The 19,667-nt window shown below is 45.5% G+C and carries 14 protein-coding genes and 1 pseudogene; 7 read left to right on the top strand and 8 right to left on the bottom strand.

Going from position 1 to position 19,667, the window contains the following annotated elements; genetic code table 11:
* Window positions 1–454 precede the first annotated feature (454 nt).
* A complete protein-coding gene (locus ACEW9J_RS13905; RefSeq protein ID WP_373545712.1) occupies window positions 455–952 on the bottom strand; it encodes an HNH endonuclease in 498 nt (165 codons plus the stop codon).
* Window positions 953–1,217: 265 nt separating this feature from the next.
* Between ACEW9J_RS13905 and ACEW9J_RS13910 the strand changes: the two genes are divergently transcribed.
* The gene (locus tag ACEW9J_RS13910; RefSeq protein ID WP_373545713.1) at window positions 1,218–2,279 is read left to right on the top strand and encodes a class I SAM-dependent methyltransferase; all 1,062 of its coding nucleotides are present in this window, start codon (window positions 1,218–1,220) and stop codon (window positions 2,277–2,279) included.
* A gap of 239 nt (window positions 2,280–2,518) precedes the next feature.
* Here the strand turns inward: ACEW9J_RS13910 and ACEW9J_RS13915 are convergent, their stop codons facing one another.
* Window positions 2,519–3,457 (bottom strand): aldo/keto reductase, encoded by a 939-nt coding sequence (locus tag ACEW9J_RS13915; RefSeq protein ID WP_373545714.1) that lies wholly within the window; start codon window positions 3,455–3,457, stop codon window positions 2,519–2,521.
* A 339-nt stretch (window positions 3,458–3,796) separates the two neighbouring features.
* Here ACEW9J_RS13915 and ACEW9J_RS13920 point away from each other — a divergent pair, with 339 nt between their 5' ends.
* Window positions 3,797–4,594 carry a TPM domain-containing protein gene (locus ACEW9J_RS13920; RefSeq protein ID WP_373545715.1) on the top strand — a complete coding sequence of 266 codons (798 nt, stop codon included), beginning with the start codon at window positions 3,797–3,799 and terminating at the stop codon, window positions 4,592–4,594.
* Window positions 4,595–4,827: 233 nt separating this feature from the next.
* On the opposite strand, the pseudogene ACEW9J_RS13925 reads toward ACEW9J_RS13920, so the two are convergent.
* Both ACEW9J_RS13925 and ACEW9J_RS13930 read right to left on the bottom strand, forming a co-directional pair.
* Window positions 4,828–5,217: pseudogene (locus tag ACEW9J_RS13925) on the bottom strand (type II toxin-antitoxin system VapC family toxin).
* Window positions 5,214–5,450 (bottom strand): hypothetical protein, encoded by a 237-nt coding sequence (locus ACEW9J_RS13930; protein WP_373545716.1) that lies wholly within the window; start codon window positions 5,448–5,450, stop codon window positions 5,214–5,216. Before ACEW9J_RS13930 ends, ACEW9J_RS13925 begins: the two are co-directional and overlap by 4 nt.
* Before the next feature lie 242 nt (window positions 5,451–5,692).
* On the opposite strand from ACEW9J_RS13930, the gene dnaE reads away from it, so the two are divergent.
* Entirely contained in the window at window positions 5,693–9,343 is a 3,651-nt protein-coding gene (gene dnaE, locus ACEW9J_RS13935; RefSeq protein WP_373545717.1) for a DNA polymerase III subunit alpha, read from the top strand.
* A gap of 222 nt (window positions 9,344–9,565) precedes the next feature.
* A complete protein-coding gene (locus ACEW9J_RS13940; protein WP_373545718.1) occupies window positions 9,566–10,453 on the top strand; it encodes an alpha/beta fold hydrolase in 888 nt (295 codons plus the stop codon).
* A 102-nt stretch (window positions 10,454–10,555) separates the two neighbouring features.
* Here ACEW9J_RS13940 and ACEW9J_RS13945 read toward each other — a convergent pair whose 3' ends face one another.
* A complete protein-coding gene (locus tag ACEW9J_RS13945; RefSeq protein ID WP_373545719.1) occupies window positions 10,556–11,644 on the bottom strand; it encodes a response regulator in 1,089 nt (362 codons plus the stop codon).
* A 290-nt stretch (window positions 11,645–11,934) separates the two neighbouring features.
* On the opposite strand from ACEW9J_RS13945, the gene ACEW9J_RS13950 reads away from it, so the two are divergent.
* Window positions 11,935–12,738, top strand: a complete 804-nt coding sequence (locus ACEW9J_RS13950) for an SIMPL domain-containing protein (RefSeq protein WP_373545720.1) — start codon at window positions 11,935–11,937, stop codon at window positions 12,736–12,738.
* Window positions 12,739–12,873: 135 nt separating this feature from the next.
* Here ACEW9J_RS13950 and hslO read toward each other — a convergent pair whose 3' ends face one another.
* From hslO to ACEW9J_RS13965, 3 genes are all read right to left on the bottom strand, one after another.
* Window positions 12,874–13,770 carry an Hsp33 family molecular chaperone HslO gene (hslO, locus tag ACEW9J_RS13955; RefSeq protein WP_373545721.1) on the bottom strand — a complete coding sequence of 299 codons (897 nt, stop codon included), beginning with the start codon at window positions 13,768–13,770 and terminating at the stop codon, window positions 12,874–12,876.
* Window positions 13,771–13,983: 213 nt separating this feature from the next.
* The gene (locus tag ACEW9J_RS13960; RefSeq protein WP_373545722.1) at window positions 13,984–15,285 is read right to left on the bottom strand and encodes a hypothetical protein; all 1,302 of its coding nucleotides are present in this window, start codon (window positions 15,283–15,285) and stop codon (window positions 13,984–13,986) included.
* 336 nt (window positions 15,286–15,621) lie between these two features.
* On the bottom strand, window positions 15,622–16,689 hold the full coding sequence (locus tag ACEW9J_RS13965; protein WP_373545723.1) for a PLP-dependent cysteine synthase family protein: 1,068 nt from the start codon (window positions 16,687–16,689) through the stop codon (window positions 15,622–15,624).
* 232 nt (window positions 16,690–16,921) lie between these two features.
* Between ACEW9J_RS13965 and hemB the strand changes: the two genes are divergently transcribed.
* Window positions 16,922–17,926, top strand: coding sequence for a porphobilinogen synthase (hemB, locus tag ACEW9J_RS13970; RefSeq protein WP_373545724.1), 1,005 nt, complete (start codon window positions 16,922–16,924; stop codon window positions 17,924–17,926).
* A gap of 710 nt (window positions 17,927–18,636) precedes the next feature.
* On the top strand, window positions 18,637–19,629 hold the full coding sequence (locus tag ACEW9J_RS13975; RefSeq protein ID WP_373545725.1) for a DnaJ C-terminal domain-containing protein: 993 nt from the start codon (window positions 18,637–18,639) through the stop codon (window positions 19,627–19,629).
* Window positions 19,630–19,667 lie beyond the last annotated feature (38 nt).

Consider the following 19,667-nt stretch of genomic DNA (forward strand, 5'->3'; position numbering starts at 1 on the left):
ATAAACTAGTCCTCTTTGATAAAAGTTATTGCTAAGTGCTTTAATTGATATAAGCTGTTTTACATCTAAATTTTTTGACTGAATCCCTTGCGGCAAAGGTTCTAGAGGACAAAAAGAGTGTTTTAAATGTTTGACAGCTTACCAACCATCGCAGCCAAGATGTTCTTCAACAAACTTGGCAATATTTTGGTTGATACAGTTTTTTTAGTTCGTTGGTGTTGGCGTTGGCGTAATAAACGCAAAGCGCAGGCTCGCGGGAACGACTTCGCATCGCCAAGAGGCTACGCCAACAGCACAATTAGCCTGCCGTTGGCATTACGAAGAGAAGAGAAACCTCTCCCCAGGAGAATCGGATCTAATTACTGTTACTCTCAATTTACTGTAGTCTGTTGTAGCCGATCGAACTGATGTACTGAACGCGGCAGTCAAGAACGTGGCTATATTAATTTCCGATCTAAATCCCAATAATATACTTACGCCACTCAGCATGAGAACCATTATTAATATGAGTAGCGGCCTCATAGTGCAGACTGCTGTATGGTCTACGGGGTTGAGTATAAAGCTGTAAATTAGCTTCCTTGGGAGTGCGGCTACCCTTTTTGACATTGCACCGCATACACGCCGTAATCAGATTTTCCCAGGTATCTGGGCCACCACGCGATCGAGGCATGACATGATCTAGGGTCAGACTATCACCTTTGTGACCACAGTATTGACAAGTGTGATTATCGCGATTGAGGACATTGCGGCGAGTGAGGGGAATTTCTCGATACGGTACTGTCACATAGTGCCGCAAGCGAATCACCGTTGGGAGTGGAAAGTCTTTTGCTAAATATTTGCCACTGTGTTCTACCTGTTCTGCTTTTCCCTTGAGCATCAAGATCGCCGCACGTCGCCAACCAGTGATGTTGAGCGGCTCGTAGGAAGCATTTAACACCAGCACTTTGCTCATGTTTACTTTAGGATTTAAGACCTATTTCTCCTGATGCTAACACAAACCATATTAAGTGTTAAGGGTTGGGGTGTGAGTATTCTCCACAGGAAAGAAACACGCGCAAACGGAAGCAGTATTCGGTCTAGTATGTTTCCCTGTCCACTGAGGTGGAGCAGCCAAAAAAATTCACTGATTTTTGGAGTAAACAAGTGGATCTAATTTACAAACTCTTAAAGATTCGTTAGATTTACTTATAATACTCCTGCAAAAAAAGATTGCCGCCATGGCTGATACCCTCACCAAGCTAACTTACCAAACCCTTCAACAAGGCAAGAGCTACCTGAGCTTCGCCCACAAAACTCTCAGCATCCAAGCCCGGAAGGCTCTCAAGCCCAACGATCTGCCGATGATTCCGGTACCCCCAGAATTGATTACGAAGCTTCAGCAGCGCGTCAACGATCTCCTGGCGGTAGATTGGCAAGATGCCGAAAATGGCGTTTACCCAACCAGCTTGCTCTTCGATGAGCCTTGGGTAGATTATTTGAAACAGTACCCTTCCTTAGTCGCGGATCTACCAGGTATTTGGGCACGTGCTGACAGCAAAAAACATCAAGATTTCGATCGAGATATTGAGACAGAGGGTTATCCTAGCTACTACGTCCAGAATTTTCATCATCAAACTGGCGGCTACCTGAGCGATCTCTCGGCTAATTTATACGATCTGCAAGTCGAAATCCTCTTCGGTGGTAGTGCTGACGCGATGCGCCGTCGGATTTTGGCTCCGCTCAAAGCGAGCTTAACAGCATTTAGCGATGTTCCCGCCAAGCAAATCCGCATCTTAGATGCTGCTTGTGGTACCGCACGCACACTCCGAGGCGTACGCGCGATGCTACCTCAAGCTTCGTTGTTTGCGGTGGATCTCTCAGGAGCCTACCTCCGCAAAGCCAACGAGCAACTCGCCGACATGCCAGGGGAGCTAGTACAGTTGATGCAGGGGAATATCGAAGAGTTACCCTATGTAGACAACTATTTCCACGCCGTCACCTGCGTATTCTTATTCCACGAACTCCCGCCAGCAGTACGTCAAAATGCGATCGATGAATGTTATCGAGTCCTCAAACCAGGTGGCTCATTAATTATTTGTGATTCGATTCAGGTGGCTGATTCCCCAGAATTGGAAGCAATGATGCACATGTTCCATGAAACATTCCACGAGCCTTACTATCGTAGCTACATGGAAGACGATCTGATCGATCGACTCAATAAAGCTGGTTTTGCTGAAGTACTACCCACCGAAGTTCACTTTATGAGTAAGTACTTGGTAGCTAAAAAAGCCTTGGTGTAAAGGCTATCGCTAAATAATCACGATCGTCCTCATGGCGATAAGCTATCGATCGCTATGATGATTCTTATTTAACTCAAGTTGCTACCTATTTCTTGCCTGCGACTAAAGTCGCGGCTGATGATGCGAAGTCCGCCTTCGCGGACTGAAATATTAGTCCGCGAAGGCGGACTTTGCACTCCAAGCAGCGGTTAGAAACCGCTGGAGTTATCAGTAGCAACTTGGGTTATTTAGTCTAGATCTTAAATTATTAATGCTTTCAGACGTAACTCGATCGCATCTGTTTCGGACAACTCCCAACCGATCGCTCCGGCATTTTGATCCACCTGAGCGGCGGTTTTGATCCCTGGAATCGGAATCACTCCAGGCTGACAGATCAGCCAGTTTAGAGCGACTTGGGCAGGAGTTTTAGAGTACTTTTCACCCAATTCATTGAGCTTATCCAAAACTGGTTGGAGCTTAATCAAACCAGCAGTCTGAAACCGCTTGTCGAAACTCCGAGCACCAGTCGGCGGATTACTCATCGTGTATTTACCCGTCAATAATCCTTGAGCCAACGGGCTATAAGCCAAAATCGTCACACCCAACTCGCGGGCGGCAGCTAGTACCCCATTCGTCTCAATTTCACGGGTGATGAGCGAATACCGCACTTGATTGACAGCCAGAGGTACACCCCGCAGAGCTAATACCCGATGTGCTTCGCGGAGTTGTTCGGCACTATAATTACTCACTCCCACAGCTTTAATCCGCCCTTGTTGGACTTCATCAGCAAGGGCATTCATCAAGCCTTCTTGACTCAAAAATGATGGAAAGGGAAAATGGACTTGATACAAATCTACCGAGGGCATTTTCAGGCGTTTGAGGCTGGCTGTGACGGCATCGGCGACATCTTCTGCCCGAAACCGCCAGGGTAAAGGCATATATTTGGTAGCGATTTGGGTAGTTGCATTAGTTTCTTTGATGAACTTACCGATTAGTTCCTCAGACTTGCCCAAGCCATATACCTCAGCGGTATCTAAAAAAGTAATCCCCTTGTTGACTGCTGCTTGAAAAGCCAGCCGTAAATCCATCTCACCGTAGTCTTTGCCGTATCCCCAAAAGATCGAATCACCCCAAGCCCAAGTGCCAAAACCCATCGGTGTCACTTCAATGCCAGTATTGCCAAGTGTGGTAGTTGCCATAATAATTAAGGTAAGCAGGAAGAATATTTCTTAATTCTAACTAAAACACCCTTGGGCAAAGCGATTCCATTTTCTAGTAAAGTATTGTAAAGTAAATTAATAATAGCTTAATTTTTGTCGGTAGAGATGGTCGCGATCGGTGTGTGAATCTAGTAGCCACAATCGCCACCAGGTATGTACTCAAGACAATCCTCTCCGGTATTACCCCGCATCTAGATCGGCAATGGTGAATGTCGATGCTAATTCTCACCCGCTGCTCCAAAATCGTTCGCACATCTGCGAAGGTAGAGGCTGGGACAACGATTTAACTGACTTTATTAGAAAATGCCTTCATCAAAAATGATATTACGCCGCCTGCTCGGATCTGCCATTGCCATCGTTTTAAGTATATCCGTGTGGTCGATCGCCCCCGCCGCGCAAGCCTTTGACAATCCCGAACTCTTGCCCACAATCCAGACTCCTGTGATCGATCTGGCTAGAACCTTCACCGCCATCCAAGAAGAGAGATTAGTCAAGGATATCGAAACCTTTGAAACCGAGACTGGCTGGAAGCTCCGAGTCTTGACTCAATACGATCGCACCCCTGGACGTGCGGTGCGGAAATATTGGGGACTAGATGAAAAAAGCGTTTTAGTTGTCTCCGACTCACGCGGTGGGAATACCCTCAATTTTCGAGTCGGTGATGATGTCTACAAGCTGATGCCCAGAACCTTCTGGATCGAGCTGCAAACCAGATTTGGCAATTTGTACTACGTGCGCGAAAACGGTGAGGACAACGCCGTGCTTGACTCCCTAGCCGCAGTCAAAACCTGTCTAGTCAAAGGTGGTTGTAATGTCGTGCCAGGATTACCCGATGAGCAGTGGAACCTGACCCTGATCAGCTCGGCGATTGGTGGTGTAATTTGTGGCTTTGCCGGACAATATCGCAAGCCTGGAGAGGGTTTTGCTTGGCAGTGGGCATTGATTTTCTCGCCATTATGGGGGATTTTATTCTTTGCATTTGGCATCGCGCCAGTAGTCACTCGCACACAAGAATTGTTGCCATTATTACGCAATTGTGGTGGGTTTATAGTGGGACTATTGGTTGCTTATCTCGTACCAGTACTCGGACAATCCAACCCATCAGAAGAAACGTAGAAATGTATTCGCCTGTTTAGCTCCCCGACTTCTTGAAGAAGTCGGGGAGCTTTTTGGAATATGTGCGCTCTACACGCCTTAAATAGTTGTCGGGAAGAACGCGAGGGCGTGCGGAACGAAGATGACTAGGCTAAAATTGGGGTACAGATAAATATGATTTAAAATTCTAGTTCCTTGGTAAATGCGATCTAGTAAAAACACAAATAATAAATTAGCTGTAGTCTAATTTATTATCAACTAATTGTTTCTAGCCAAGCAGTACTAGTTAGATTAGTATCGACGGTTGCTAGCTGGAGTTCATAATAAATTGCTGTAGCTACAATAAATCGATCGGCAGGAGCTTGATGAGGCAGATCGACTTGACGGCTTAGAATTGCAATCTGATAATTGAGTGGAGCTTCTCAGATGCTTAACAATTTTAAGGATTTATCGATCCAAGTATTTGCGTTAGACTGGAGAGATATTCGACCTTTTTCAGCCAAGAGGAGAACTTCCCAGATGCTAATTGGACTCAGCCAAAGTTTAGTAGTGTCTGCGGCGATAATCGATCGAAGGTTGTCTGAAAGTTTAGGATCGCCCAGCGCATACCAGAGCAAAATGTGGGTATCGAGCAGAAGCTTCACTGTAGAACTTCCCATGTATTTTCATCAATAACAGGGTTAACTACATCTCCAAGAACTTTACCAGTATCTTTCATAAATCCAAAAGCAGGGCGTTGATGTTTTATCCCATCAGTCCGAGGAAGACCATCTTTTTTGATATCGTTTTTCAACGTACCTAACAACATTTCGATGATACTAATTCGCTCGTCGATCGAGGTATTAGTCAGTTTTTCAATGGTTGTGGGGTCGAGCATAATTTTGCTCACGATCCTGAAAGTTTAATATCCCCCAATTATACATTGGAAATTAGCAAGCACAAATATCTAGTAAAATAGTGCTAAAGTACTATGAAAAGCATACTATAATAGTTCCACCTGCCATTAAATTAACTGCTAGCAGAAGATTAACTCCCCATTCCCACAGCACACCTGTCTTGATTCGCTACACCGTCAGGACAACCGACGAGCGCGAATCGCTACCCTCTACCACGTAACCTATGACTTTCGTTGGTTTGCACATGCACAGTGACTATAGCCTGCTGGACGGAGCTAGTCAGTTGCCGAATTTGGTCGATCGAGCGGTAGAATTGGGGATGCCCGCCATCGCCTTGACGGATCATGGTGTGATGTATGGAGCGATCGAATTAATTAAAGTCTGTCGATCGCGCAATGTCAAGCCAATTATTGGCAATGAAATGTATGTGATCAACGGTGACTTCACCCAACAGAAGCGGTATCAGAAGTTTCACCAAGTTATCCTAGCAAAAAATACCCAAGGATATCGGAATTTAGTTAAATTAACAACAGTATCTCACCTCGAAGGCTTTCAGGGTCGGGGGATATTTGCGCGTCCGTGTATTAATAAAGAATATATCGAGAAATATAAAGAAGGATTGATAGTCACTAGTGGTTGTTTGGGTGGGGAAGTACCGCAAGCAATCATGGCTGGACGACCCGATGCGGCGCGAAAAGTTGCCAAATGGTACAAAGATCGTTTCGGTGAAGATTACTACCTAGAAATCCAAGATCACGGCTTGAAAGAGGATCGGGTTGTTAATGTTGAAATCGTCAAAATTGCCCGTGAGTTGAATATCAAACTGATTGCGACAAATGATTCGCACTTTGTCTCTTGTTATGATGTCGAGGCGCATGACGCTCTATTGTGTATTCAGACTGGGCAACTAATCCGCGAAGATAAGCGGATGCGGTATAGCGGCAATGAATATCTCAAATCTGCCGAGGAAATGGCACTACTATTCCGCGATCATTTGCCAGATGATGTAATTGCTGAATCGATCGCTAATACGCTCGAAGTAGCTGACAAGATTCAACCTTATAATATCCTGGGTGAGCCAAAGATTCCTGACTTTCCGATTCCGGTTGGGCATACTCCAGCTACTTTTGTTGAGGAAATCTCGCGGGAGGGATTGAAGGATCGGCTGAAAGTTCAACGGTATGGAGATATCGATAAAGTCTATCAGGAACGTCTCGATTATGAACTGAAAATGATCGATCGGATGGGATTTTCGACCTATTTTCTAGTTGTATGGGATTATATCAAATTTGCCCGCGACAGGGCTATCCCCGTCGGCCCTGGTAGAGGCTCTGCTGCGGGTTCTCTGGTAGCCTATGCGATGAAGATTACCAATATCGACCCCGTACATCATTGTCTGCTATTCGAGCGGTTTCTCAATCCCGAACGGAAGTCGATGCCAGATATCGATACGGACTTTTGTATCGAACGTCGGGCGGAGGTGATTGACTATGTGACGGACAAGTATGGGAAGGATCGGGTAGCGCAAATTATCACGTTCAACCGGATGACTTCTAAGGCGGTGCTCAAAGATGTGGCGCGGGTGTTGAATATTCCCTATGGTGCGGCAAATGAATTGGGGAAAATGATTCCCGTCGTGCGGGGGAAACCAACTAAATTAGCGGTGATGATTTCGGATAAAACTCCGGTACCAGAGTTTAAACAGGCGTACGAATCGGGTGAATATGCCGATCCTGAAACTGGTGAAAAAATCACAGCCAAACAGTGGATTGATATGGCGATGCGGATCGAAGGGACTAACAAAACTTTCGGCGTTCATGCGGCTGGGGTGGTGATTTCGGCACAACCTTTAGATGAAATTGTGCCATTGCAACGGAATAATGATGGCTCGGTCATTACTCAGTACTATATGGAAGATCTGGATTCAATGGGTCTACTCAAGATGGACTTTTTGGGGCTGAGGAATCTAACCATCATTCAAAATACCCTCGATACGATCGAGCAAACTAAAGGCGATAAAATCGATCCAGATGATATCACTTTTGAGGAACGACGTACCTATAAAATATTAAATAAAGGTGCAGTAAATAAACGTCCGCCCAATGTTGAGAAAACATATAAACAAGTCGAGTCAGGCGACTTAGAAGGTGTCTTTCAATTAGAATCTTCGGGGATGCTAGATGTGGTAGCAAGATTGAAGCCATCGAGTATCGAAGATCTATCATCTATTCTCGCACTGTATCGTCCTGGGCCGCTAGATGCGGGACTAATTCCGATTTTTATCGATCGCAAACACGGGCGCGAAGACATCACTTACGAGCATCCCATCCTCAAACCAATTTTAGAGGAAACATATGGGGTAATTGTCTATCAAGAACAGATCATGAAGATCGCTCAAGATTTGGCAGGATATACCCTCGGTGAAGCCGACATCTTGCGGCGATGTATGGGTAAAAAGAAAGCCGATGAAATGAATAAACAGCGAGAGAAATTTCTCGATGGCTCTGCGAAGAACGGAGTCGAACATGCGATCGCAGATGCCTTATTTGATAAGATGGTATTATTCGCTGAATACTGTTTTAATAAAAGCCATTCTACAGCTTATGCTTATGTGACTTATCAAACAGCATTTCTTAAAGCTAATTATCCGGCTGAATATATGTCGGCACTATTGACGGCAAATAGTGGCGATCGAGATAAAATGACTAGATATCTAAATAATTGTGAGCAAACTTTGGATATCAAAGTCGAGCCGCCAGATATCAATCGATCGTATGTAAAGTTTCGACCAGTAATCGATCCAGCACGACCAAATCGGTTAAATATTCTGTTTGGATTGTCCTCAATTAGAAACGTGGGCGAAGCAGCGATCGAAAACATCCTCACCGCACGAGAAACAGATGGAGAATTCTTATCTCTAGCTAATCTTTGTCAGCGAGTCAGTCTCCAATCTGTCAATAAGCGAACATTGGAATCACTGATTCAATGTGGTGCATTTGATAATATCGACCCCAATCGCCGACAATTAATCAACGATCTAGAGGTGATTATTCCATGGTCGCAAAATCGGGCTAAAGAAAAAGCGATCGGGCAAGGTAATCTATTTGACTTGTTTAATGACTCCAAACCAGATTCAGGTGGTTTTGAAGCTGTCCCAAAATCTCCTGTAGTTAGTGACTATTCATCTCAGGAACGGTTGCAATTCGAGCAAGATCTTCTAGGCATATATGTCTCAGATCATCCCCTCAAAAGTGCTGAAAAAATTGCCAAATTTCAAAAACATGATTTTCAGCGAATTATTGAAATTGAGAAACCTTGTAAAGAAGCTAAAGTGGTAGTGATGCTGACAGAGGTGAAAATAGTCCAGACTAAAAAAGAAAATAAGTCGATGGCTATTCTCAAACTGACCGATCTAGCTGGTGGCAAATTAGAGGCGGTCGCTTTTCCTGAAGCTTATGAGAAAGTCAAAGATCTACTTATAGCAAATACGTCAGTAATTCTAGTTGGTAAAGTCAGCCGTAAGAAAGATGATGATGAACTTCAGATGATCGTTGATGAAGCGATCGCGATCGATTATGATGCTATTCATCAACCTATACCCGAACTCCAATCCCAACATATAGTCTTAATTGAGCTGCCGATTAAGATGGCGATCGACGAGATCCAATCTCAAGAACTGAAGACAATGTTAGAAGAGTATTCTGTCGATACCCCAGATATCAAAACCCCTGTATATGCGATCGTCCGTGGCGATAGTGGGTATCAATTAGTGCTATTTGGCAAACAGTTTTGGGTTCAAGATCCGACTGAGTTAGTAGATAGAATGCAGAACAAAGGATTTGATATCCAAGTTAAATTAATTGATAATAGATAGTTGATAATTGGGCTGTCCAGTGAGAATTTCAACCCCACTGGGCTAGATATCAGTCCTATTTGATTTGTAAGCATACTGTAGGGTGTGTTATCCCGAAGGGTAGCGCACCAGAGCCAATGCAAATCTCACTAACCCCGCAAAAAAGTGGGACACTCCCGATATTACAGCCGATCGCCAAGCACTGGTTTATACTAATAGTCAGGTCAATATAGCCAGACATCAATGAAACCTTACACAGCCTCCATAGATTCGGGTTGGCGGCATGAATTTATCCAAACCAACAACATTCGCTTGCACTGTGTCACCCAAGGCGAGGGCGAATTGGTCGTTTTACTGCACGGGTTTCCTGAATTTTGGTACTCTTGGCGACATCAAATTCCCGCCCTCGCCCGTCATTTTAAAGTCGTCGTTCCCGACTTGCGGGGCTACAATTATTCAGACAAACCTTCAGGCGGCTACGATCTCGATACCCTTAGTAGCGACGTACAGGGGCTAATTCAGGCTCTAGGGTACGTGAAAGCTCATGTTGCTGGACATGATTGGGGCGGGGCGATTGCGTGGCATCTAGCCCAAAAATGCCCTCAAGTACTCGATCGATTGGCGATCCTCAATGCACCTCATCCACAGCGATTAGTGCAGGAAATGGTTGGCAATGTCGATCAATTGCGCCGCAGTTGGTACATGTTTGCGTTTCAAATACCTGGTTTACCAGAATGGTTGATCCAACAAAACCTTAAAGATTTTACCATCAATGTTTTTCGCGGACAAGCTGTTAGAAAAGGGGCATTCACAGCCGAGGATAATCAAATTTATCAGGAAGCTTTAGAAAAACCTGGAGTCTTAACTGCTGCACTCAAGTACTATCGAAATCTATCTACGCCTCAAAATTGGCTTCAAAACTGGAATAATTCGCCGCCAATGGTGACTGTTCCGACGCTAATGCTCTGGGGCGAAGAAGATAATTTTCTCAGTAATAAGTTGACAGAAGGGATGGAAAAATTAATCTCTGCACCTTTTGAACTAAAACTAATTCCTCAGTGTGGGCATTGGATTCAACAAGAAGTACCTCAAATTGTAAATCGGGAACTCTTGAATTTTTTTTCAAGCTGAAGTAAGCATTCCAATTGTGAGATAAATACGTTGTCATGAGTGCTCACACTATAACTTCTTTCAGATCCGCACTAATAAACTAATTATCAATTATCAATTAATTTAAGCATTGACTAGAGCTTGAGACACATACTTGTTTACTAAATTTACCAGATCTGTAGGTGTAAATGGTTTAGTCATATAATCATTAGCACCGACCATTTTTGCTTTGAGCCTGTCAAATAGCCCATCGCGACTACTGAGCATCAAAATTGGTACGTGTTTGAGACTAGGCGATTTACGTAAGAGTTGACAGAGTTCGTAACCATTAATATCTGGCATACTGATATCCATCAAAATCAGGATCGGATGAGTGCGAATTAGCTTTGTCATCGCTTGGGCGGGCTTTAGCAAACTTATGACTTCATAACCCTGAGATTCTAGAGTTATTTTCACACTATTTTGGACTGTTTGACTGTCATCGATACAGGCAATCAATGGACGGTCTTCATCTTGTTTTTGCCCATATCCAGAAATCTGTGCGCTGCGATTGCGAACTAGAGGCAACAGCATATGTGTAAGTTCTTGGACATCAACATTTAGTTGATTTGCAGTGCTATAAAGACAAAGATTTTGAGTCAGTGCAGCTTGATAGGACTCGATCGCTTTAGTACTTTGAAGTTGTTGCCACAATAGCTTGTATAGACTGTCAATATTAGATAAATATACTCTGACTAATGGTGAAGCAATATGCGGTCGGATTTTCTGCCATTGCCAGATTAGTTGCTTGACTGGAGTGATAATTTGTTGAACTGAAGCTGACAAAATCAATACGTCTAACTTAGCATCAAGATTAAATTCCATCTCGGCATTGCCAATTGCCATAATATGAACAAAAGCTTCTTGAGTGCTAGTAAATGCTAATTGGCGAACTTGTTGAAGTGATAGTTTACCTGACTGCCATTGCTGACAGATAAACTGGTAATCAGATTGACCGATCGGAAACTCGCTCACATTGAAATCAGGATGATGATGTCTAATCAAATAGACTAATCGTTCCCTTTGTCCCAGCGTACTAGTTGCAAAATGCAGCTTGCCATTACCAAAGTAGGCTTCCCAAGTTAGTGAACTATCCAGTGCATCTTTAATAATTAATTGCCCTGATAGTTCTTGATGGATAATATCTTTTAATGCTTCAACAATTCTAGTCATCACTGATATTGATATATTTTAACTAATCTTGTCGAGCCAGCACAGTTCGACTCGAACGATCGCCAATGTGAAGATATCGCCATCCTAAATGAGCAGCTTAACCCTTAGCGGGCGGGCATACTGTGCCCACGGCAGGCTATCCTCTAAATCTAATATGCCCATTAGAAATGTAATCTAAACATCTATCGTCATCGTGAGTGAGATCCTTCATCGCTGCTTAGGAGTGGAAACATGTTGACGATCGAAATAGTCATTAAAATCAACGCTTCAATGGTGAAAAAATTTCTCGAATGGCTAGGATTCAACAGTTGCTACATTTGTCCACAGGTCAAATCAGTGCTTCAAAGTGGTGGAATATTTCTCATCCCCATTGGAGAGCGAATACCAAACCAGCCCTAGCACTCTTACTCACCGCCAGTTTTGTGCTAACGGCAGGAATTGCCCCTGGAGCTACCCAAGAGCGGAAGCCACCTCGCACCCTAACTGCAAGTGGTAGAGGGATTGTCACCATTCCCACCACACTCAGCCAAATTCGACTCGCGATCGAAGTTTCAGCTAAAACCCCAACCGCTGCCCAACAAGCCGCCGCAACCCGCTCGACACGAGTTATCGATTATCTCAAAACGCAGCGGGTAGATAAGCTCCAAACCACGGGTATCAATCTCAATCCGACTTATACTTATCCACCTAACAGTACCCCCCAACTCACGGGATATACCGCCAACAACAGTATCAGCTTTCGGGTGACAACCGATCGAGCGGGTGCGATCCTCGATGCTGCTGTCAAAAACGGTGCGACTCGCATTGATGGGGTAAGTTTTGTGGCTAGCGAACAGGCGATCTCCACCGCCCAAATTCAAGCTCTCAAACAAGCTACTCAAGATGCTCAACGCCAAGCCGATGCCGTCCTCGACAGCCTCAATTTCAAACGCCGAGAAGTCATCGGTATCCAAATTAATAGTAACTCCACCCCCGCGCCAATTCCGCTCGCTCAAGACATGACGCGACAGAGACTCGTAACGGCTGCGACTACTCCAGTTATCGGCGGCGAACAACAAGTCGAAGCCTCAGTAACGCTGGATATTGGGTATTAAATTAATTGATAATTGGGTTGTCCCGCTAGAGATTTCAACCCCGAAGCCATAGCTTCTGTTCTTTGTTAAACATTCGATCTTTGAGGTAGGGGCAATTCATCAATTGCTCCTACCTCCATGACAGCAATTAGCTAATTAACTCTGAACTTGCAGCTCTCCCACCAACTGAGTAAGTTTTTCCTCACTGACTTGATAGATTTCCCCACAAAAATCGCAGACAGCTTCAGCACCCTTGTCGGTCGCGATCATGTCTTCGAGTTCCTCCGTCCCCAATAGCTTGAGTGCGTCTAACATCCGTTGTTCGGAACAAGGACAGTCAAATTTGAGCTTCCGTTCTTCAGGAAAAATTGTCAAGCCTAGATCGCCTAGTAGCTCCTCGAAAATATCCGGCAGATCTTTACCTGCTTTCAATAAAGGAGTAAACCCTTGCAGACCGCTGACTCGTGATTCTAGCAAAGTTACCAATGATTCATCCCGCGCGGCTTTTGGCAACACCTGAATTAAAATTCCCCCCGCAGACTGAACGCTCTGGCTGTCCATCGAGACACCTAACACCAAAGCAGAAGGAGTTTGCTCGGAGCTAAGTAGATAGTTGGCAACATCATCCCCAACTTCTCCAGAAACTAACTCCACCGTACTAGAGTAAGGACGACCGTAACCCAGATCCCGAAAGACATAAACAAAGCCTTCCGTACCGATCGCACCACCGACATCTAGCTTACCATCAGCAGTAAGTGGTACCTCAACGTGGGGATTATTTACATAGCCTCTGACAGTCCCATCGACCCCAGCATCGACCATTAGTCCGCCCATCGGCCCATCCCCTTTCATGCGGAGATTGACGCGGGCAAACTTGGTTTTCATCCCTGATGTGAGCAGTAATCCAGCAGTCATCGCCCGCCCTAAAGCATCCGTGGAGACTGGCGAGAGTCGATGCCGCACTCTAGCTGTTTCGGTCAGACTGGTAGTAATTGCCCCGACTGCGCGAATTCCTCCATCTGCTGCTGTTGCTCGAATTAATCGATCGCTCATAACTATCTCTAAATATTCCTTTACATATTATTTTAGATGTTGCCCTCCTCAGATTCCAGTTTTGGGGAGTGCGGATTAGAGTACTCTCAAAGCTTATGTTGTTGGCGTTAGCCTGCCGTAGGCATAGTATCAATTAATTTAACTAAAATCAGGGGTTTAAATCCCCATCCTAAAAATCTCGCTGTTAACTGTCAACTGTCAACTGTCAACTGTTTAACTCTTCGCCCGCAAAGTAGTTTTCCATCGCCAGATCCAGAATAAATAGCCGATTTCCATTATATTTCCTAAGATCATCCCGATTGCCGCAGCGATCGCGCCATTTTGTCCCGATTGCGCGCCTAAATATGCTGTACCCAACATCACGATCGATCCGATCCAAGCAGCCTGATTTATGCCCCAAGTGTGTCCTTCACTGACTAAAAAACCTTGGATGGCATTTTGTACCGATACGCATAGCGGAATTACTGTACAGATTAATAATACCGGACGCACCCGCGCGATTAGTTCTTCATCATTACCAACAAACCAACCGATCGCCGCAGCACTTATCGAAGTCCCACTGACTGATAATAAAATTAACGAGCAAACAATTCCGACTGTGATCGCGAAGGTAATTAATAATCGATCGGGTAATAACTGCCGATTGCGAATAATAATCTGCTGTACCATCCGCGTCGAATTAGCGATAACTAAGACTAAGCCCCAAGCAGCAGGCCAAGCAACCAGAGCGATCGCCCCATCCTCAGCCCGTGCGACAATGCCAACTAGAGCCGCCCGCGCTCCCCAGACTAGCATCATCGTCCCGCCCAAGGGTGCGTAAAATTTCCAGACTCCAGCGACATCCTGGGGCAATTCTGGGGTAGATATTAGCTCCGGTAGCTTGGTGGCTCCCAACTTTCGCGCCAGATATGTGACAGCCACCGCCTCAGCAATTACACCCCAGACTAGGCTCATTCCTGCGACGACAGCACCGTTAGCTGTGAGTGTAAATCCGCCAGCGAGAATTATCCCCACTACCAACAGCCGCACGATCCCTGCTTGGGCTACCGCGTAACTTTGTCCGCTATGAATTAATAAACCTTGAAAATATCGCCGCCACCCGATCGCCAATGGCCATAAGATTGCGATCGTCAGCACAGATCGCACCGTACCGCTCAAACTAGGTGACACTCCCAACCAGCCTTCCCCCACGATCGCAAAAACTGCGGGAATAGTTGTCAGAGCTAGCAGCAAACTCATCGCGCCACTAGCAATCAGGGCAAACTTCCATAGTGCCCGACGAGATGCTTGAGTGGGAGCCAAGGCATTGCTAGTATGGAGCAACATAATAATCGGACTTTCACAAAAAATGGCGATCGCTTTGGCGACACCTACGGCGGCAATATTAGTTCGCGGATCTGGTAAATGGGCAAGGGTAGTAGTAGTTAAAGGATCTCCCAATGCCATCGTCACATCAGACAATGATAAGGGAATAAATTGTTGCCACAGTTGAATTAATTGACGATTGCGAGACATTAAAATCTGAGTATTTAGGGAAATTCAACATTATCTAGTCGATCGCTAGACTCTAGTTAATGTAGGGTGTGTTAGGCTGCTGCCGCATGAGCACCAGTTTGATACCAAGGATCTGATTGAGAGTATCCCACTTTTTAACCCTCACCCTGTCTTGTCGTTTTTTTATTCGGGGGAAACCCCCGAATAAAAACGCCGCTAAATCCCTCTCCCTCAGGGAGAGGGACTTTGAATCCGGCTCCCTTCTCCCTCAGGGAGAAGGGCTGGGGATGAGGGCATTTAACCTCCGCAAAAAAAGTGAAATGCTCCAGATCTGATTTAGGATCGCTAGACGACAAGTTAGGACTTAGTTTTGGTGACTTTAACCGGAGTAAGCTGACCAACTGCTACTTCAAGTTGTTGTTTAGAAAATAACTCGATCTGATTAGCCTTGAGCCAATCTCGATCGTACACTGTTTCCAGATAGCGATCGCCGCGATCGGGATTTAACATTAAAATTGACAAGTCACGGTGTGAATTAGCCTGTGCATAAGCCAATCCACCTGCTAAAATCGCTCCGGTAGACGCACCTAGTAACAAACCTTCGAGCTGGGCAATTTGATGACAGTAAGAAAAGGCAATGCGATCGCTCACAGCATACGCTATATCCAGTAAGCTCGGATCGAAATTAGGTGGGCCAAAAGACAAACCCAATCCCGTCATCTTATAGGGAGATGGTGGGGTGCCAAATACTGCCGAACCTGCTACATCCACACCGATAATTTTGGTACTCGGATAACGTTGTTTGAAATAGCGACTAATTCCGGCTATTTGCCCCGCTGTACTCACACCAATGACAATTACATCGGGCGCACCATCAAAAGCTGCTTCAATCTCACGCGCCGTATAAATCTCATGAGCATCGGGGTTATGAGGATTGAGATGTTGGCAAGGATACCATGCTCCAGGAATATTGTGATGTAGTTGCTGGGCTTTTTCCATCCGTGCTACCTGCATCGAGCCATTGCGATCGGCAGCAGTGAGGGGAACTTCGATTAATTCGGCACCATGAGCGGACAATATCCGCCGCATGGTAGTGCTTGTTTTCGCATCAATGACGATTTTGACCTGATACCCCCGTACCGCCCCTACCATCGCTAAGGCGATCCCAAAATTACCCGAACTAGACTCGACAATCGTCCCCCCTGGTTGCAGTAACCCATCAGCTTCAGCTTGATTTACTAAACAGACTGCATTTTTCTCTTTGATGCTCCCGCCTGGATTGCAAGATTCAAGTTTGAGATAGAGATGATGCTGTTGACATTGTTGGCTGACTCGATTTAGTCTGACGATCGGTACCGAACCAACTGCTTGCGTGAAATCTGGGGCGATGCGGGGCTGTGAAGGTGCGATCGTTTTTGTAGTCACGAGCTATTCAGGAGTGTGGATGAGCATAGTTCTTAGTGTGACAGCCGCAGATGAAATCCAGATGAAATCATTCGATCGGTAGACTTGCTGTAAATGTACTGTAGGGTGTGTTATCCCGCAGGGTAACGCACCAGAGCTAGAGATTTTGCGCCTAGTAAAGCGAGGTAAAGTGTTTTGTGTCTGAGTGATTTTTTTCGGTATAATCAGTGGCTACGGCAATCTACGCATATATATGTCCCCATCAGATCGTCAACTCCCACTTACCCAGCGTCCGCGCCGTCTCCGTCGCAACCCAAGTATCCGCAGCCTAGTCAGCGAAACCCAACTCACTGTTGACGATCTGATCTATCCGATGTTTGTGATGGAAGGGGAAAACGAGCGGGTAGAAATCGTCTCGATGCCAGGTTGTTATCGTTATACACTCGATCTCCTGCTGGCAGAAATTGCCGAACTATTTACGCTAGGGATTAAAGCCGTCGCCTTATTTCCTGTCGTCCCTGAAGCAAAAAAAGATGAGACTGGTACCGAGAGCTACAACCCTGAAGGATTGGCTCAACGTGCTGTTACAGCCATCAAAGCTCAAACTCCAGGCACGATCGTGATTACCGATGTTGCGCTCGATCCTTTCACCACCCACGGACACGATGGAGTCATCGACGAACACGGTGTCATCCTCAACGATGAAACTGTCGAAATTCTGGTCAAAATGTCCATCTCTCAAGCTCAAGCTGGCTGCGACATGGTAGCCCCTTCAGACATGATGGACGGACGCATCGGCGCAATTCGTCGCGGTTTGGACGCTCATGGCTTTACTGATGTGGGAATTCTGGCTTACTCAGCCAAATATGCCTCGGCTTATTATGGGCCATTCCGCGATGCTCTAGCATCTGCACCCAAGTTTGGCGACAAAAAAACCTACCAAATGGATCCAGCTAATGCTCGGGAGGCTCTAGTAGAAGTCGCACTCGATATCGCTGAAGGTGCAGATATCGTCATGGTCAAACCCGCTTTAGCCTATCTCGATATCATTCACCAAGTAAAGGCAAACTGCAACGTTCCAGTTGCCGCTTATAATGTGAGTGGTGAATACGCAATGATCAAGGCTGCTGCTCAACTCGGCTGGATTGATGAGAAAAAAATCATCATGGAAACTCTGCTGAGTATCAAACGTGCTGGTGCAGATCTGATTCTCACCTATTTTGCCAAAGATGTTGCGTTAATTTTGCATGGTAAGTAGTTGATAGTCTATAGTTGACACTTCGGCTACGCATTGCCTACGGCAGGCTAACGCCAACAGTGCAAGCAGTTGATAGTTGACAGGACTAGATAACAGCAGAGATCTGAGGGTACCCATGAAGCGGCGTTTTTATGCGGGGGGAACCCCCGCATAAAAAAACGACAAGACAGCGAAAAGTGCTTCACTTGGGGAAACCCCAAGTGAAGCACCTTTTCAAGACAGGGCACCCCTACACAATTAACCTGTAGCAGGGTGGATTAATTGTCATCACAGGATTTTCTTTAGTCCACTTTAGTGGACTTTTGTCGTTAGCCCGAAATTATATTTCAGGGCGGTTGACGACTAAATACTAGGGTTTCAGATTTCCTACCGCGACAACTAATCCACCCTGCTACACAATTAACCTGTAGGGGTGTCCTTCATGGGTACCCTAGATCTACGCATATTACTCAGAGTCAGTGCTACTGTAGCGTGACGCCCTTTTACCCATTTTCCTACATGACGATCGATCGAAGTACTTGGTGCAAGATATGAGATAATTCAGCTTCTATCTATCCTGAAAACCGATTCTTTGCTTCTATATTCACCCCCCACAATCAGCGATCGATAAAATTTGTAGACATCAAGGGCATAATGAAGTAAAGACTACCGACAGTAGGCTTCATCAACGGCAACCAGTTATCTCTATCTACTAGCCACGCACTCAAAATATGGCAGCGACAAATTTTCGGGACTACTACGCGCTCTTAGGGGTGAACAAGAACGCCAGCGCAGATGATGTCAAAAAAGCTTATCGGCGACTAGCGCGTAAATATCACCCAGATCTCAATCCAGGGGATAAAACTGCTGAAGCAAAATTTAAAGAAATCACCGAGGCGAATGAAGTACTCTCGGACGTCGATAAACGCAGTCAATACGATCGATTTGGACAATATTGGAAACAATCAGAACAACCAAGAACGAACACTCGCAGCAATGGCACCACTCCTGGCAATAATCCACCCAGCGACTTCAACACGGTTGATTTTGGCCAGTACAACAACTTTGATGATTTTGTCAATGAACTTCTAGGTCGCTTTAATAATCCTAGCAATTCCAATCCAACTGGCACCAAGAATGGAGCTGATGTCACGCCAAATTCTAGCACGAGTGGTTCGGGCAACGTTGGCGGCGATCGCGAAGCAACGATTAGTCTCTCCCTCACCGAAGCCTACAAAGGTGTCCAAAAAAGCTTTAACCTCGGTAATGAAACGATCAAAGTGCGGATTCCTGGCGGTGCCAAAGCCGGAAGTCGAATTCGAGTACGTGGCAAAGGAAACGTCAATACCTACAACAAACAACGAGGAGACTTATACCTCACGGTAGAACTGCAACAGCATCCCTTCTTCCGGCTCGATGGGGAACAACTGATCTGTGAAGTCCCTGTGACCCCCGACGAGGCTGTTCTAGGTGCTCAAATTGAGATTCCTACCCCAGATGGCATGGTAACAGTTAATGTGCCTGCTGGAGTCCAATCTGGTCAATCTCTGCGACTACGTGGCAAAGGCTGGGCAAATCCCCGAGGCGAACGCGGCGATCAATTAGCTAAAATCATTATTGCCACTCCCAAAAATATCAGTTCCGCCGAACGCGAACTCTACGAAAAGATCCGTACCGCCCGTACATCCAATCCTCGCAATCACTTCAATCAAGTTAATCTTTAGGGCATAGTGAATGGGAAGTAATCGATAATAGCTGAACG

This window comes from Chamaesiphon sp. (assembly GCF_041737865.1).
In the GTDB taxonomy this organism is placed as follows: Bacteria; Cyanobacteriota; Cyanobacteriia; order Cyanobacteriales; family Chamaesiphonaceae; genus Chamaesiphon.

Coding starts and splice junctions, on each gene's coding strand:
- ACEW9J_RS13905 (WP_373545712.1), bottom strand. CDS start 952: ATGAGCAAAGTGCTGGTGTTAAATGCTTCCTACGAGCCGCTCAACATC.
- ACEW9J_RS13910 (WP_373545713.1), top strand. CDS start 1,218: ATGGCTGATACCCTCACCAAGCTAACTTACCAAACCCTTCAACAAGGC.
- ACEW9J_RS13915 (WP_373545714.1), bottom strand. CDS start 3,457: ATGGCAACTACCACACTTGGCAATACTGGCATTGAAGTGACACCGATG.
- ACEW9J_RS13920 (WP_373545715.1), top strand. CDS start 3,797: ATGATATTACGCCGCCTGCTCGGATCTGCCATTGCCATCGTTTTAAGT.
- ACEW9J_RS13930 (WP_373545716.1), bottom strand. CDS start 5,450: ATGCTCGACCCCACAACCATTGAAAAACTGACTAATACCTCGATCGAC.
- dnaE (WP_373545717.1), top strand. CDS start 5,693: ATGACTTTCGTTGGTTTGCACATGCACAGTGACTATAGCCTGCTGGAC.
- ACEW9J_RS13940 (WP_373545718.1), top strand. CDS start 9,566: ATGAAACCTTACACAGCCTCCATAGATTCGGGTTGGCGGCATGAATTT.
- ACEW9J_RS13945 (WP_373545719.1), bottom strand. CDS start 11,644: ATGACTAGAATTGTTGAAGCATTAAAAGATATTATCCATCAAGAACTA.
- ACEW9J_RS13950 (WP_373545720.1), top strand. CDS start 11,935: ATGGCTAGGATTCAACAGTTGCTACATTTGTCCACAGGTCAAATCAGT.
- hslO (WP_373545721.1), bottom strand. CDS start 13,770: ATGAGCGATCGATTAATTCGAGCAACAGCAGCAGATGGAGGAATTCGC.
- ACEW9J_RS13960 (WP_373545722.1), bottom strand. CDS start 15,285: ATGTCTCGCAATCGTCAATTAATTCAACTGTGGCAACAATTTATTCCC.
- hemB (WP_373545724.1), top strand. CDS start 16,922: ATGTCCCCATCAGATCGTCAACTCCCACTTACCCAGCGTCCGCGCCGT.
- ACEW9J_RS13975 (WP_373545725.1), top strand. CDS start 18,637: ATGGCAGCGACAAATTTTCGGGACTACTACGCGCTCTTAGGGGTGAAC.